We start from the raw sequence: 15,548 nt of genomic DNA on the forward strand, positions 1-15,548 counted from the left end.
TAATCTATATAATCATTTATTCATGAAAAATAATCCTTTCATCACAATTATCTTATTGTTTTGCATAGAAGTAGCGCTATACAATTATTTAGATTACATGAATTTAATGTCAGTCTCATCTAAATATAATGGTTTATTCGCGCTCGCTTTCTGCTTTTCAATTCCAGCAATTTCAGTTTTGATTTCGATATTTTTCAGCAATATTCCTTATAAAAAAGAATTCAGATACTTTTCTATATTTCTGGTTGTTATTTCAATTATTGCCTTTGTGACATTCTCGTATCTAGGAGCTTTAGGAAAAGCTTATCAACATTAATTGAAGACCATGAAAAACACAAAACTTGATTATATCAACATCTTCTTAGTTGTAATTCTTATTTCAGTCATTACTCTTTATTTTTCAACAAGGTTTAAAAATAAAGAACAGGACAAAATGTATTGGAATGCCGAAATTCATAGCAATTTAGAAAATCCAACAGCAGAAAATTCAAATATCATTCAAATCATAGACGCTACTTTTTTTAATACTTTCAACCATTCTGAAAGTAATATCGATTCTGAATCAAAACGAGTAACTAATTTCAAAAGTGAGAATTCTGTTTTTTTCAAAATCTGGCAGAAAGAGCTTCTGCCAGATTCTCTCAACCTAAAGTATTTCTCTGCGGATGAACGCATATTTTACAAACTTCAAACTTTGGTTCCATATGAAAAAATGAAAGATTTGGTTACCGAAAAAGATGCCGCTCCCATTTTAATATTAGAAATACAACCTAAGGGTAAAATCTTTTTAAAAATAATTCGAAATGAAAAAGCAAATACTGAACCCCAGCTTTTGGAAGCATTTACTGCAAAAGAAACCACAGGAAATTTGGATATGCTGGTTTATGAAGAATCTTTAGGAGAAAAATACAATCGTTTTGAAAGCATTGAAAACATAACTGATTATTCTGATTTGCTTCAAAATCATTACAAATGGTCTGCAAAAGTCGAAATGGAAGAACACGAGGTGTTGACAAGTTTTTATGCATATTCATTTAAAGACAACAGAATAGAAATTTCAGAAGATGCTGATACTGTTTCAAGTCGTAACATTCCGAAAATATTTTATATCTATTGGGAGGATAAAAAGAAAAAGAAATACAACATTCAATATGAACTGTCTCCTATTGAAATTTTAAGCGCTTTTAGAAAATTAAATGAAAGCACTTCTCCAAGCGATATAAAATTTACTTTTAAGGTTTATAAAAATGCTTATGCCAAATGTGAAATTTCTAAAAATGGCATCGCTATTTCTCTAAAAGATTTATATTCTTCAAAACCATAAGTACTAGCGCTATAATGCTTATTCTATTTTATACCAAAATGTAATACCGCATTTCTTTTATAAATGGCAAAATTCCATAACAAAAGAAAAATTTCTCTTGTTATGGAATTTTCGAATAAAAAACATAATTAAATCGTAACTATCTTAGTATAAAACCATTCTTCATAGGATCTTTCGGGTCTATTAAAAATGTATTTATTCCCGTTACAAAAGCAGTTCCTTCAACTTGAGGAATTACAGCGTTGAAAGATCCAAATTTTTCTTCTCTCACAAGCGACCCAATAAATGTACTTCCCGTTATACTTTCTATCGTGATAAATTTATTCGTATCTATGGCATTTCTAGCTCTTTCAATTGCTATTCTTCCTGAAACACCAGAACCTGTCGGAGAACGATCTACTTCTCCATCGGCGAAAACGCAAACATTTCGGCTGTGATTGGAAATATCCATTGGTTCATCGATAAAAATAGTTCCGTATAAAAAGCTCAAGTCCTCCTCAAACGGATGTACAATTTCTTTGTCTTGATTCATTACTGCATGTTTTATATCTACACCTGTTTGAATAATTGCGCGATAATTTTCCTCGGTTAAACCAAAATTCAAATGCGTATTTTTTCTCAAATCAACATAAGCATAAAAAGCACCTCCGTAAGCCAAATCATATACAATATTGCCAATACCTTCAACATTTACAATACGATCTAAACCAACTGCAAAACTTGGCACACAATGAAACTTCACTCCTGTTACTTCTCCATTTAATACATTAACAAACGAAAAGATTCGGCCACAAGGAGCATCAATTTTCAATTCATTTTCACCCTCTTTCACATTTATCCAATTCATTTTGACCGCCAAAGTACTTATAGCAATAATAGCATGACCACACATGCTGCTATATCCTTCATTATGCATGAAAAGAATACCAAAATCTGCCCCTTCATCATTTGGCGGAAGCAGAATGCAACCATACATATCAGCATGTCCGCGAGGTTCAAACATCAATGCTGTTCTTAAATAATCATAATTTTCTTTTATATCTCTTCGGTATTCTAAAACAGTATTTCCTTTAAGCTCTGGAAAACCAGAAACAATTACACGTAAAGGCTCGCCACCTGTGTGCATGTCAATGGTTTTTATTTGCAGTACAGAAGCATCTGCTTTATAATCTATATTATTACAAATATTTTGGTAGGTATTAGGCATTTTTTTGTGTTTTTAAATTATACTCTTCATAAAAATATCCCGCAGCAACAAGATCTTCCAGCGCATGTCCAACAGATTTAAAATAGGTAATTTCATCATCTGATGTTCTACCCAGCTTTGCATTGCTACATAGTTCAAATAAATCTGCTTTGATTGTTTCTTTTGTAATGATTCCATTTGTAAGCGGAATCAAAATATCGCCGCTTTCCTTTAGTCCGCCCTGATAAGTATCAAGGAATAGGCTTGATTTAAAAACTGCTTCATCGTCTGCTTCTCGCATATCTTTTTTATATGCCCCTACAAGATCTAAGTGCTGTCCAGCTCTTAGCCATTTTCCTAAAACAAGCGGAACAGGCGATAAAGTCGCTGCTGAAATAATATCAACTTCAGAAATAACTTCTTCTATGGTTGAAACCGGTTTGCAGATCAGTGAAGAATTTTTAAGTGCATCGCAAACTAATTGTGCTTTTTCTACCGTTCTTCCCCAAACATAAACTTCTTTTATTGGTCTAACACTTGCATGCGCCTGAATCAAGTTAATGGCCAATGCTCCAGTGCCAATCATCAGCAAAGATGAAGCATCTTTTCTTGAAAGATAGCTGCTTGCTAAGGCAGATGTTGCAGCAGTGCGTTTGCCTGTCAATGATTTTGCATCAAGAATTGCCTTTATATTTCCTTTATGTCCATCTAGATAAATATAGGTTCCCTGAATGGAAGGCAAGTTATATTTACCATTGTTAGGACTTACTGTAACTATTTTTACGCCTAAATCTTTGCCTGCTTGAAACGCCGGCATTAGTAGTAATGTTGAATCTTTGCCTTCCTCAGGATTAGAATAATCATGATGATGGCGCATGGGCACATTGATATCTGAGGTCGAAAATCCTGCCCGAAGTCTTTCTATAAGTTCTTTAAAATTGCATTTTTCTTCAATGAAATGATCTGAAATAAGTTGTATTGGTTCCATGTATTTTGTTGAAATTTCACTAAAAATAGAAGATTATTTCACCATAATATTATTTCATCGTCAATCGGATAATATATGCCAATTTAGGGTTAATATAGTATAGATTATCTACTTCGCTTAGATTTTACGAAAGATAGAAAATCAAAAAAATGGTTCAATAAAAGAGAAACTATCTGAATTTTTAAATATTTTTTATTAGAAAAATTTAAAGTTTTTTTCAATCTATTTCATCAACTTGATAAATGAAATCTGGCCTGTTTATCATTATTTTTTATTAATGATAAACAGGCCAGATCTAATATTTTACCATTTTATTTAAATAATTTAGACACAAACTGATGAAGACATCTTCGCCAAGTGAGCCATTCGTGGGCTGTTTCAGGCGATTCGTAATATTGATACTTAATTCCCTGTTGTTCTAGCATATTTCGAAACGCACCAACTGATTTAGGAAATGGCACAGGTTCTTTTGTCCCTAATCCGAGCCAGAAGAGTTTAATTTGCTTGTTCAAAGCATTTCCGTCTTTATACTTCCCTTTTAAAAACGTAGAAGCATCAATTGCATCAAAATTTGGGTAATTTGCTGTACCACTAAATCCTCCATAATATGCAAAAGTATCCAAATGATTCATCATAATTCTCATGGTCTGATTGGCTCCCATTGAAAGCCCCGCGATAGCCCTTTTTTCACGTTTTGGAATTGTTCTGAATTTAGCATCAATCATAGGAATAACTTCGGTAATAAGCACCTCTTCAAAAATAGATTCCTTAGGCTTGTTTTTATCCGAAGAATTACCATCTTGAGTTTTATAAGCGTAACCATTATCCATTACAATAATCATGGGAACTGCATTTTTCGAAGCAATCAAATTATCTAAAATCAGGTTTGCTTTGCCTTGTGATGACCAACCCGTTTCGTCTTCGAAACTTCCATGTTGCAAATAAAGAACTGGATAACGTTCTTTTATATTTTCATTGTAACCATCAGGAGTGTAAACAAAGCAGCGTCTAAAGGAATTGGTCAGTTTTGAGAAGTAAATATTCTCGCTTACCAAACCGTGAGGTACATTTTTCAGAGCAAAAAAGTCTTGATCTGCTGACGGAATTTCTATACCGCTTCCTAATCTTCCCGCCCCATAGAAATAAAGACTTCCTGGATCTGGAACCGAAGCTCCATCAATATTTAGCTGATAATAATGAAATCCTTCATCTTGCGGATTTGACTCTCCTGTCCACACACCCTTATCGTCTTTTCGCATATCATATTTTACGCCGCCAATGTCAAGCTGCACTTTGCTGGCATTTGGAGCCGAAATACTGGCACGAACACGTCGTTGCGAATTAACTTGAGGAAATATTCTTTCTGGCTGATTCAACGATGAAGGTTTAAAATCTTCAGTTATGGTCTGTTCTGACTGAGCATTTACTGACTGAAAACACAAATTCAAAATTACAATCACTGCGATAATAGATAGTCTCATATTTTTTATTTTTAGTTTATCGTTTTATGCCAATTCGATATTATTTAAATAAAAGAGGAGCCAATTCTTTGAAACTTCTGCGCCAAGTCAAAAATTCATGAGCCGTATTTTCAGAGATATAAGAAACAGCATTAAATCCTGCATCTTTAAGTGTTTTTACGGCATTCTGCACAGATTCTGGTCTTTCGCGGCTGCCACAGCTTATAAAAATTAGCTTTACTTTTGACTTGTCTTTAATCTCTTCAGGTTTGTATGTGCCACCGCTTAAAAGTGCATAATGAGAAAAAACATCCGGTTTATTTAGCGTAATAGAATGCGTTTCCATTCCGCCCATTGAAAGACCTGCCATGGCACGATTTGTCTGATTGGAAATTGTACGGAAATTTGAATCAACATACGGAATTAGCTCATCTACCAGAACCGTTTGAAAAGGCTCTATTTTAAAGCTTGACAGACCGCCGAATTTTACTTCATTTGTCATTCCGTAGGTCATCACGACAATAAATGGCTTTATTTTGCCCTCTGCAATCAAATTGTCCATAATTAAATTTACTCGTCCTTGATTACTCCATGCTGTTTCATCTTCTCCCCAACCGTGCTGCAAATACAAAACCGGATATTTGGCGTTCTTATCTTTATGATATCCTGGCGGAGTATAGACAAATGCTCTTCGTGATGTATTGGTACTTTTTGAAGGGAAAAGAATTTGCTGTACATTTCCGTGCGGAACATCTTTTAATGCATAGAAATCCTGATCATGCGCTGGAATTTCGATACCGCTTTCCCAACGTGTAGATCCATAAAAGTTAAGCGCACCTGGATCATTAAAAACTCCGCCGTCAATAGTTACATGATAATAATGAAAACCTTCATCCATTGCGCCTTCTGTAGTGCCTCTCCAATAACCGTCCTGATCTTTTGTAAGGACAGTTCCACCTTTGGCGCCTCCCAACCCCAGACTTACTACAACCGATTTTGCTTCGGGAGCTGTAATTTGAAATCGAGCATAGCCTTGAGAATTAACTTGAGGATATTCCTGTCCTGGCTGATTTAGCACTGAAGGCTTAAAGTCTTCATTTATTGAGGCTGTTTTTGTCTGTGCAAATCCAACAAATCCTGATAAAAGCAATAAGATAACAATTCTGTACTGTTTCATGTTTTTTGTTTTAAAAGTTATTTTACTTCTGGAACTATAATTTGATATTTTCCGCTAAGATGCATTAAGCTAAAAAGATACATTAGACCGTCATAGTAGGGATCAAAGTAGCCATCTTCGTAAGGTTCAAGTTTAGCATTCCATACAGCATGAACAAAATCTATACTTTCTTTATCGTGATTGACCAATGACGCTGTAGCCGAAGTTGCCACCAATCCGATGGAATGTCTTAATTTTTTCACTGGACCAGCCTGAAGAATAAAATCAGGAGTGGAACCATCCAGATTAAATTGATCTTCGAATTTGTCCAATCCCTTAGATCTCAGAAAATTTTGGAATCGTTTAGCGTATTCTTCCTGCCATTTTTTATCTTTTCCGTACCAAGTATAATCCATTGCTATATTCATAGGCACTCGCCAAGAGTCATAGCGAAATCCTGCAGGCATCCAAGGTGTTGGATGCGGTTCTCCAGAAAACTCAGTATAATCGGAATTAAGACCTGTTACAGGGTGGCACGCTTTATGCAAAAAGTTACGAGAAACCTCTGCGCATTCCTTATAAAATTGTTCATGCCCATCTTTTGCATACAATGCCCATATTTCATAAAATGCCGGAACATGATAAGAAGGATCCGTCCAATTATAGCCACCTCCCTCAGGAACAAATGAAATCTGTTTATGCTCAGTATTTATAACATTGTGCACATTTCCCGTACCGTCTTTTTTCCACATTGCATCCAGTATTCTTCTGGCTTCTTTGTAGTAGTCTATTCCTGTATTATTTCCCCATTTATTGGAAGCGAAAAGTAGGCTTGTTACATAGTATAATTCCCCATCTGAAGCAGAGCCTGGAGAATTCTGTTTTTTAGTCAGCGGATTCACGCTCCATGCAAAATAACCTTCTCTTGGTCCATCCTGATGCTGCATGTATTTTACAGACCAGCGCCATAGACGATCGAAAACTTCTTTTTTGTTAAGCTGAACAGCAATCATCATTCCGTAGGACATTCCTTCAGTACGAGCATCCTTATTTTTGACATCGGAAACGTATCCAAGAGAATCTCCCTCTTCAAAATACACTTTATTTGGTCCTTCGAATATATCAAAATAGGCTTTGGCCAATTTCTTGTCTATATCATCTTGACTATAACCCGCTTCCTTAAAAAGATTTCTATATTGAGGCCTTTCGGATTCTGTTTTAGCTTTCTTCTTTTTATTCTGCCCAATTATCGATAATGGTGCTGTGAGCATGAAGATCGTCACAAAAGTTAAAATTTTTATGCTTAATTTTTTATATGCCATCATATCTATCTGTTTAAATAATGTTTCCTCATCAGAAAAAACAAAATGAGATTTTATTTTACAGAACTTACACCCTCTGTGGTTTGTATAATTTTTTGAATAGTTCCGTCTTTATTATAATGCATGTAGTCTACGCAAATTGAACGTCTGTAACTGCCACCTGTTGGCAAGCTTCCATTGTGGTAAAAAAAGTATGACTTTCCTTTATAGTCAATAATTCCAGGATGTGTGGTAAAACTATTCGGCACATTTTCCTGAATAATTCCCTGATACTTCCATGGTCCCGTTATGCTTTTTGCAGTGCAATATTCTATCATTTCAGGTTTTGTTCCAGCGCTGGCATACACTAAATAATAAAGTCCTTTTCTTTTGTATACCCACGGTCCTTCGATATAATTTTTAGGTGTGAAAGTGGTAATTTTACCATCCATCTCTATCATATTCTTCTTGAGTTTTACCCACTTGCAGCTTCCATTTCCCCAAAACATATAGGCTTGTCCATCATCATCTATAAATACTGTTGGGTCAATATCATCCCAACCATATTTCATATCTGTTGTCATTTCATTTGTAATAAGCGCTTTTCCAATGGCGTCTTTAAAAGGTCCAATAGGACTGTCTGAAACCGCAACACCTATTGCAGCGCCACCTTGGCTTACCTCATCTTTTTTATGAAATGTAGAAACAAACCAGTAGAATTTTCCGTCTCTTTCTATGCACTGAGCAGCATATGCATCGCCTGTTGCCCAAGAAAATGTACTGGGCGAAAGTAATGCTCCATGATCTTTCCAGTCTTTCATATTGGTTGTAGAAAATACATGCCAGTCGGCCATTTTATAATTGGTATCTTCCTGAGTGGCCACATCATGTCCAGTATATAAATACAAAGTACCTTTATGCACCAAAGGAGCAGGATCAGCAGTAAAAATGTCTTTGATTATAGGGTTTTGTGCTTCTGTATTTGCGGTAAATAAATTACAAAGAAGCACAAATAAAATTTTACCTGTATTTTTCATTTTTGTTTTCATTTAATTAAATGGTTCTAGAATGCAATCTTTTTTCTTCAGTTGTATTTCTCTAAACAATAAACAGCGCAGTAAATGCGCTGTTTATAAAAAAACTAACTTAACTTGACTTTATTTAACTTAAACTAACCAAAATTTAATTATCTTAATAACCAGGATTGTTATCGCTTGGTTTTATTTTCGGATTAGAAGATGTTTCTCTATTTGGTATTGGCCATAGCTCGCTTTTACCAGCTGTAAAACCTGTACCTTGCAATACAGTCGCAGCTATACCCCATCTTATAAGATCATCAAAACGAGATTGTTCTCCAGCAAATTCTACCTGACGTTCGTGAACAATTGCGGCAAAAACGGCATCTTTTGAAGCTGTTATATTCGTTGCTAAGTTTGCTCTGTCACGAACTTCTTTAATATAAGCTATCGCTGCTGTCTGTGAACCGCCATTTCTCTGGTTTTCGCATTCCGCTTTCATAAGCAATACATCTGCATAACGCATCACTTTAAAGTTAATGCTTGAACGCGTTGCCTCATCTTCTCTACTGTAATAGTTTTGGTATTTTTTCCAACCCGCTCTTCTAATACCAGCAGAAGTAGTAAAGTTACTTGCTACCATTACCTTGGTTCCTTTTAAATAAGATGAACCTGGTACATAAAAAGTATCTCCAAAACGGTTATCACCTACTTCATAAGAATCTAAAAGTTCATCTGACGGATAAACATTATACCAGCTAAGATTACCATATTCCTGACCTCTAAGCGTTGACTCATCAAAACCAGTTCCTCCACTATCACCAACAGCTCCCCACTGATCACCAGTTCCATTTTTTTCATCAAACTCGATCTCAAAAATCGACTCTTTACCATGTTCTGTTTCTTGCATGAAGTTGTTGTAAAAACTACCTTTATCTTCAAGGCTGTAACCAGTCACATTGTTAAGCGCCGCTAAAGCTTCGTCATATTTCTTTTGGTACAATAATACCTTACCTAATTGTGCATAAGCTGCCTCTTTATTGGCTCTCCCTGCAGATTCTGATCCTTTTGGCAAAAGATTTTGTGTTGCAAATACCAAATCCTCTTCAATTAAGGCATACACTTCTGCTTTAGGACTTCTTGCATTTCCTACAATAGTACCTGTTTTATAAATTGGCAAATCGCCAAAACGTCTTACTAATAGGAAATAATAGTAGGCTCTTAAAAAATGAGCTTCTCCTAAATACTTGTTCTTTTTTTCCTGAGACAAAACATTATCGGGAAGAGCATTGATTTTAGGCTCATTATCCAACACAAAATTAGCCCTAGATATTCCCGTAAAACAAGACTCCCAATAGTATTGAATAATATCATTTCCTGCATTAAAAGAAAAATCCTGAAAAGGTTTCTTGTTACCTTCCAACTGCGGATTTCCTAAAGCATCATGTCCCATAAGGTCCATTGCGAAAAAAAGATTTCTGCCATAAAGTCCTCTTGTCTGAAGATTTGCATATGAAGCATTTACGGCAGACTGCACCTGAGTTTCAGTTTTAAAGAAAGTTTCAGGCGATAAAGCATTGGGATTAGTCAATTCTAATTCGCTACTGTCACATGAAGTTAGCGTTAAAGCTCCAGACAGTACTATAAGTATATATTTAATTTTTTTCATCGTCTTTAAATATTAAAATGTAACATCAATTCCAAAAATTACCGATTTCGGCTGTGGATATCTTCCTAAATCGATACCTGCTGAATTTGCATTACCATCTGCTCTTGCAATTTCTGGATCTAAACCAGAGTATTTTGTAATTGTAACAAGGTTTTGTGCACTTAAGTAGAACCTCGCTTTTGAGAAGTAACTCTTAAAAGCATCTCCTGTTAATGTATATCCTATAGCGATGTTTTTTAATCTTGTAAAAGAACCATCTTCGATATAGCGTTGGTTTGCAGATGACCAGTTGATATCTGCCCCTTGAGCTCTTGGTAATGTAGCCGAAGGATTGGTAACAACTCCATTTACAACATTTGCTCTATCTAAAACATCTGTACTTGCATTAAACAAACGGTTCATTCCTTTTAGGTCAAAAGTGTTTGCATTATAAATATCGTTTCCTGCAACTCCCGTGATAAAACAATTGAAATCAAAGTTCTTATATGCTGCACTTAAGTTTAAACCGTAAGTAAAATCAGGGTACGGATTTCCGATGTTTGTTTTATCATCTGAATTGATCACTTTATTACCGTCGCGATCTACAAGTTTAATATCACCTGGTTTTATAGTTGTCTGACCTGGCCCAAAAACAGCATCTACTTCTGCCTGATTTTGGTAAATTCCATTAGTCTGGTATCCATAAAAATAGAATAATGGCTGTCCTACTTCTAATCTAGAGAAATTTTCTAAACCAGCTCTTGGCGATGGACCTCCTAAAACGCTTGTCACTCCAGGCGCTAAGTTAACCACCTCGTTTTTACTTGTTCCTAAATTTGCAACTGCCGACCATGTAAAGTCTCCTTTTCTGTCATTGTAACCAATAGAAACTTCAAAACCGCTTACTTTTACATCTGCAATATTCTGAATTTGAGTTCCGCCACCTGCAGAGCCAACAGAAGCAGCCAAAGGAACTGGAAAAAGAATATCGCTACTTTTATTGTTAAAATACTCAAATGAACCCGTTAACGCATCATCAAATAAACCAAAATCTAAACCTATATTTCTATCTAATTTTGATTCCCATTTTAAATCTGGGTTAGCAGCAACATTCAAAGAAACACCTTGGGCGTTTTCTCCACCAATTGGATAATTGTAGTTTGCCAATAATGAAGCGCTGTATTGATAATTATCTATTCTATCATTTCCAGTTGTTCCTATACTAGCTCTAAGTTTTAAAGTGCTAAAAATAGAATTTTGCATAAAGTTTTCTTTCGCAATATTCCAACCTAAAGCCACTGAATAGAAATTCCCCCAACGGTTATTTGCTCCAAAACGAGAAGATGCATCTCTACGCCCTGAAAGAGCTAAAAGATATTTGCCATCATAGTCATAATTGATACGAGCAATGTAACCAATGTTTTTTTCTTCATAATTTGCAGATCCTAAACTTCCCTCATTATATCTTAACTGATCAATTTCGTTTGAAATGTAGTATTTGCTTCCTGCTGCTAAACTTTGTCCTTTTCCGTCAATTTTAGTAATAACTCCCAATACTTCAAGGTTGTGTTTTTGAGCAATCGTCGTTTTATACGTTAAACTATTATCAAAAACGATGGTTTGCCCTTGCGAATTTGTCTCGTTTGTTGAAGAAAATCCCTGCTTATGCGTTCCACCATCCTGAAAACTCGGAATAAAAGTATGGTCTTTACTTGTAAAGTAATCTAAAGAAACTTGCGATCTGAATTTCAATCCTTTGTAAATTTCCAATTCTGCATAAATATTTCCGATAATAGAAAGGTTATTAATCTTTTGATATCCTAAATTAGCCACACGCACTGGGTTTTCAGCATCATTTCCATCAATGGCGCTAGGGCCTTGATAACCGCCTAAACTATTTTCATTATAAATTGGCAAATAAGGAGCCATTTTAATAGCGTGTTCTAATAATGTTCTTCCGCCTGAGCTGCGTTCTGGATTAATAGTGCTGAAAGAAATCCCCATGTTGCTTCCTATTTTTAGTTTGCCAATATCTTGTGTATTATTAGCTCTAAAAGAATAACGCTCGAAACCCGTATTGATAACAGCTCCATCCTGTTTCATATATTCCGCAGAATAACGTCCTGTTGAAGTTTCTGTACCGTTTGAAAAACTCAAGTTGTAATCTTGCATAACTCCAGTTTGAAAAATCTGGTCTTGCCAGTTGGTATTGATATTTCCAAACTCTGCTGCCCTAGCTGTTAAATCGCTTCCTAAATCTTTAGCATACTGAAGATATTGTTGCGTGTTTAAAACATTGTATCGTTTTGTAATTTCCTGTCCACCAACGTAAGTGCTAAAAGATAACTGCCCTGGGCCTTTTTTCCCTTTTTTAGTTGTTACCATAATAACCCCGTTAAAAGCTTTAGAACCATATAAAGCTGTTGTAGAAGCATCTTTCAAAACGGAAATGCTCTCGATGTCATTAGGGCTTAAACCAGAAAGATTCCCAGTTAAAACTCCGTCAATTACATATAGAGGAGCACTATTTCCCATTGTCGCTAAACCACGAATGCTAACGGTAGGATTAGAGCCGGGAGCACCATTTACAACTGTAACCCCCGCTGCACGTCCTTGCAAAGCAGATTCAGCATTGGTAATAGGCACGGCGGCAATATCTTTTGAGCTTACCGTTGAAATTGCACCTGTCACCTTAGCTCTCTTTTGAGTACCATAGGCTACTACAACTTCATTTAAATTTTGTGTGTTTTGAACAAGTGTCACATTGATTGAGCTTCTTTCGCCTACAGTAATTGTCTGCGAAACTAAGCCAACATAAGAATACGTTATTTTATCGGTAGGATTAACTCCTTTTAAAGAGTATTTACCGTCAAAATCTGTTGATGCGCTATTCTGCGTACCTTCTACATTAATACTGGCACCTGGCAATGGAAATCCTGAAGGGTCGGTAATCACTCCAGTAATGGTCTTTGATTGTGCCATTATACTATGACTGCTAACTATCAGCAATCCGATTAGTGCAATTTTGAGTTTTAACTTCATATTAATTGTTTTTGTTTGGTTTAAATAGTTAATGGTTTTGTTTTTTTTAATTAGTAAGGGTTCATATATTATTTATTCAGTTTATATTAAATCTTTTGTGCAAAAGACGATTTCATAACGAATCCATTAACAAACAAGAGATCATCACAAATATAAAAAAACAACTCATAAAACAATCGGTTGCTTTATAAATTATTTAAAAAAAACTCAAAAAATAGCATAAATAAAAACATTAAAAATATTTTTAAACCAAAAAAAATGACAATTATATATTTTAAAAATAATTTTAAAATAAAAAATAAAAAATCATTAGTCAACTGACTCATTTTCTACAAAAAATATAAATATTTAAAAAAAAAGATAAAACTTTCAAAAACCATTAAATAATAAGTAAATCTTTACTAAAAAGAGTTAAAAAAACAACTTTTAGAGTTAATCTCATAGCAATATTGATTTAAAAAGAAATGGAAAAAGCCAAAATAACAATCGGTTGCTAAAAAGAAATTCAGTTTTTTGCTTGCGAAAGCTATTTTCATAAAAAGCCCGATACAATTGCATCGAGCTACCAATAATTATTACTTAACATTTATCTAACATAAATTAGTTTAGGGCTAAAGAAAGCTCGTTTTCGTGAAGAGACGGCCAGTAGTTTCTTTTTGTTGGTAATAATTCCTCAAACGTAATCGCAAATCTTTTCTTTTATTTCAAGTACATTTTTGATTATGCCTTCATTAGTAAAATTGATCTTTTAGCTTACAGAAACATTTTAACTACAATAAAAAGAAATAAGATTATTCATACTGCTATCAAAATTTATAGCATAAAAAAGCCAATTCAAATTCTGAATTGGCTATTATAAATTAAGTGGATTACATTATTCCTTTAATTTGTTATCACTATACCTCCATTCTTAGGGATTTTTATTTCAACTTCTTTGTTTTTGCTAATCTTGAGTGAACTTACTTTTCCGTTTAGCTGATAATCGTCTGCATAATAATTTACCTTCGCACCAGAATTAAGCATTTCTAGCTTCACGTTTATCTTTAATAGTTTATTTTCAGCATTAATTCCAGCTATGTACCATTTTTCTCCTTTTCTTCTGGCCAGCACGACATATTTGCCTGGATATCCTTCCAGAAAGCGGACTTCATCCCAAACTGTCGGCACTTCCTTCATAAATTTTATGGCCCAGTCTGGAGCATCATATAAATTATTAGGCGCTAAGGCAAAATGCTGCACGCCGCTCTGAAAAAGCACTGAAGTGGCTAAAGCAAACACATCTGAAGTCATTCTTTTAGAGCCTTTGTTTGGAATATTATCGCTATTATAGAATTTGTTCAAAGCGCTTCCGCCAAAATCCATGCTTCCCACTGCGTTTCTTATAAAAGTATGCGTTGCCGCATTTACAGCTTCATTATCGCAGCTCTGCTGTCCGAAATGCAGATTCTCGCTTGCCAGAACCGCTTCGCTGGAGGCATAATTCGGATACATGCGTTCCCAGCCTCGAGGCAATGTGCAGCCGTGAAAAATAACCATTATTCCAAATTCGTTGGCATCCGTCAAAATGTCTTCATACAGTTTCATGGTCACCTGCTTGTCGCCTCCGAAAAAGTCCACTTTTATGCCTTTAATTCCGATGCTTTTCATCCAAGCCATTTCTTTTCTTCTGATGGCCGCATTATCCATCAATCCTCTCGGGCCTTGCGGAGCATTATTCCAATATCCGTTTGAATTGTACCATAAATAAAGTCCAACGCCCTTCTGAGCGCCGTATGCCGCTAACTCTTCTATTTTATCGCGGCCTATCTGCGTATCCCAAAGAGCATCAACTAAAATGGTTTCATATCCCAGTGAAGCGCTGAAATCAATATATTGCTTTTGTACGGGAAATGTGGTGTTATTATCCATCTTGATGATCCAGCTCCAAGTGCCTTTTGTGTACCGGTATTCTTTAGATGCCTCATATTTTGGCTTAACCAAGTCAAAAGGAATCGTGGTCTCCACTATCGGAGCAAGCGTTTCTCCAATTGTAATGGTGCGCCATGGCGTTTCTCCCGGAAGCGGAATTCCCGGCGATGTCGTTCCGTTTCCGTTGTTTTCTCCCGGCATCGGAAATCCGATTGAATATAATCCGTTCTCATGGCCTATCAAGCGGCTCGCACAATAGCCGCTGTCGACTCCCGTTTCAGAAATCAAGACCCATCCGCCGTTTACTTTAAACAGGCATGGAAAGGTGTATCCGTTTCCCCAGCCATTTTTTCCGACAGCATCATCTAATGCATAGGAAGTCTCGTAGCTCGGAGCCGTGTTTGCGAATCCTGTCATCGGATTGCTTTGCGGGCACAGAAATGCAGCGGTTCCCTTAGGCATCAGAAATCCCGATACTTCTTCCTGAACCACGCACGAAAGCGTTTCCTTCTGCGGATA

The 15,548-nt window shown here is 35.7% G+C and carries 11 protein-coding genes; 2 read left to right on the forward strand and 9 right to left on the reverse strand.

Annotated elements, in window-relative coordinates:
• Window positions 1–22 precede the first annotated feature (22 nt).
• A complete protein-coding gene (locus NU08_RS16950; protein ID WP_129748295.1) occupies window positions 23–316 on the forward strand; it encodes a hypothetical protein in 294 nt (97 codons plus the stop codon).
• Window positions 317–325: 9 nt separating this feature from the next.
• Complete coding sequence (locus NU08_RS16955) at window positions 326–1,324, forward strand: hypothetical protein (protein WP_129748296.1); 999 nt, start codon at window positions 326–328, stop codon at window positions 1,322–1,324.
• A gap of 139 nt (window positions 1,325–1,463) precedes the next feature.
• On the opposite strand, the gene NU08_RS16960 is transcribed toward NU08_RS16955, so the two are convergent.
• From NU08_RS16960 to NU08_RS17000, 9 genes are all read right to left on the reverse strand, one after another.
• Entirely contained in the window at window positions 1,464–2,531 is a 1,068-nt protein-coding gene (locus NU08_RS16960) for a proline racemase family protein (protein WP_129748297.1), read from the reverse strand.
• The gene (locus NU08_RS16965) at window positions 2,524–3,498 is read right to left on the reverse strand and encodes an ornithine cyclodeaminase family protein (protein WP_129748298.1); all 975 of its coding nucleotides are present in this window, start codon (window positions 3,496–3,498) and stop codon (window positions 2,524–2,526) included. Before NU08_RS16965 ends, NU08_RS16960 begins: the two co-directional genes overlap by 8 nt.
• Before the next feature lie 311 nt (window positions 3,499–3,809).
• Complete coding sequence (locus tag NU08_RS16970) at window positions 3,810–4,979, reverse strand: alpha/beta hydrolase-fold protein (RefSeq protein WP_129748299.1); 1,170 nt, start codon at window positions 4,977–4,979, stop codon at window positions 3,810–3,812.
• Window positions 4,980–5,019: 40 nt separating this feature from the next.
• Window positions 5,020–6,135: an alpha/beta hydrolase-fold protein gene (locus tag NU08_RS16975; protein WP_129748300.1), complete on the reverse strand. Its 1,116-nt coding sequence runs from the start codon at window positions 6,133–6,135 to the stop codon at window positions 5,020–5,022.
• A gap of 17 nt (window positions 6,136–6,152) precedes the next feature.
• Complete coding sequence (locus tag NU08_RS16980) at window positions 6,153–7,439, reverse strand: glycosyl hydrolase family 8 (protein ID WP_242502581.1); 1,287 nt, start codon at window positions 7,437–7,439, stop codon at window positions 6,153–6,155.
• Between the two features lie 50 nt (window positions 7,440–7,489).
• Window positions 7,490–8,452 carry a glycoside hydrolase family 43 protein gene (locus NU08_RS16985; RefSeq protein WP_129748301.1) on the reverse strand — a complete coding sequence of 321 codons (963 nt, stop codon included), beginning with the start codon at window positions 8,450–8,452 and terminating at the stop codon, window positions 7,490–7,492.
• Window positions 8,453–8,606: 154 nt separating this feature from the next.
• Complete coding sequence (locus NU08_RS16990) at window positions 8,607–10,100, reverse strand: RagB/SusD family nutrient uptake outer membrane protein (protein WP_129748302.1); 1,494 nt, start codon at window positions 10,098–10,100, stop codon at window positions 8,607–8,609.
• Between the two features lie 12 nt (window positions 10,101–10,112).
• A complete protein-coding gene (locus NU08_RS16995) occupies window positions 10,113–13,121 on the reverse strand; it encodes a SusC/RagA family TonB-linked outer membrane protein (RefSeq protein ID WP_129748303.1) in 3,009 nt (1,002 codons plus the stop codon).
• An 882-nt stretch (window positions 13,122–14,003) separates the two neighbouring features.
• The coding region (locus NU08_RS17000; RefSeq protein ID WP_129748304.1) for a glycoside hydrolase family 97 protein at window positions 14,004–15,548 on the reverse strand (1,545 nt) is incomplete at its 5' end.

The sequence above is a fragment of the Flavobacterium anhuiense genome, from assembly GCF_004151235.1.
Lineage (GTDB): Bacteria > Bacteroidota > Bacteroidia > Flavobacteriales > Flavobacteriaceae > Flavobacterium > Flavobacterium anhuiense_A.

Bases quoted from the DNA above. Each gene is read 5' to 3' on its own strand.
- NU08_RS16960 (WP_129748297.1), bottom strand. From the start codon at position 2,531: ATGCCTAATACCTACCAAAATATTTGTAATAATATAGATTATAAAGCA.
- NU08_RS16950 (WP_129748295.1), top strand. From the start codon at position 23: ATGAAAAATAATCCTTTCATCACAATTATCTTATTGTTTTGCATAGAA.
- NU08_RS16955 (WP_129748296.1), top strand. From the start codon at position 326: ATGAAAAACACAAAACTTGATTATATCAACATCTTCTTAGTTGTAATT.
- NU08_RS16980 (WP_242502581.1), bottom strand. From the start codon at position 7,439: ATGATGGCATATAAAAAATTAAGCATAAAAATTTTAACTTTTGTGACG.
- NU08_RS16970 (WP_129748299.1), bottom strand. From the start codon at position 4,979: ATGAGACTATCTATTATCGCAGTGATTGTAATTTTGAATTTGTGTTTT.
- NU08_RS16975 (WP_129748300.1), bottom strand. From the start codon at position 6,135: ATGAAACAGTACAGAATTGTTATCTTATTGCTTTTATCAGGATTTGTT.
- NU08_RS16990 (WP_129748302.1), bottom strand. From the start codon at position 10,100: ATGAAAAAAATTAAATATATACTTATAGTACTGTCTGGAGCTTTAACG.
- NU08_RS16985 (WP_129748301.1), bottom strand. From the start codon at position 8,452: ATGAAAAATACAGGTAAAATTTTATTTGTGCTTCTTTGTAATTTATTT.
- NU08_RS16965 (WP_129748298.1), bottom strand. From the start codon at position 3,498: ATGGAACCAATACAACTTATTTCAGATCATTTCATTGAAGAAAAATGC.
- NU08_RS16995 (WP_129748303.1), bottom strand. From the start codon at position 13,121: ATGAAGTTAAAACTCAAAATTGCACTAATCGGATTGCTGATAGTTAGC.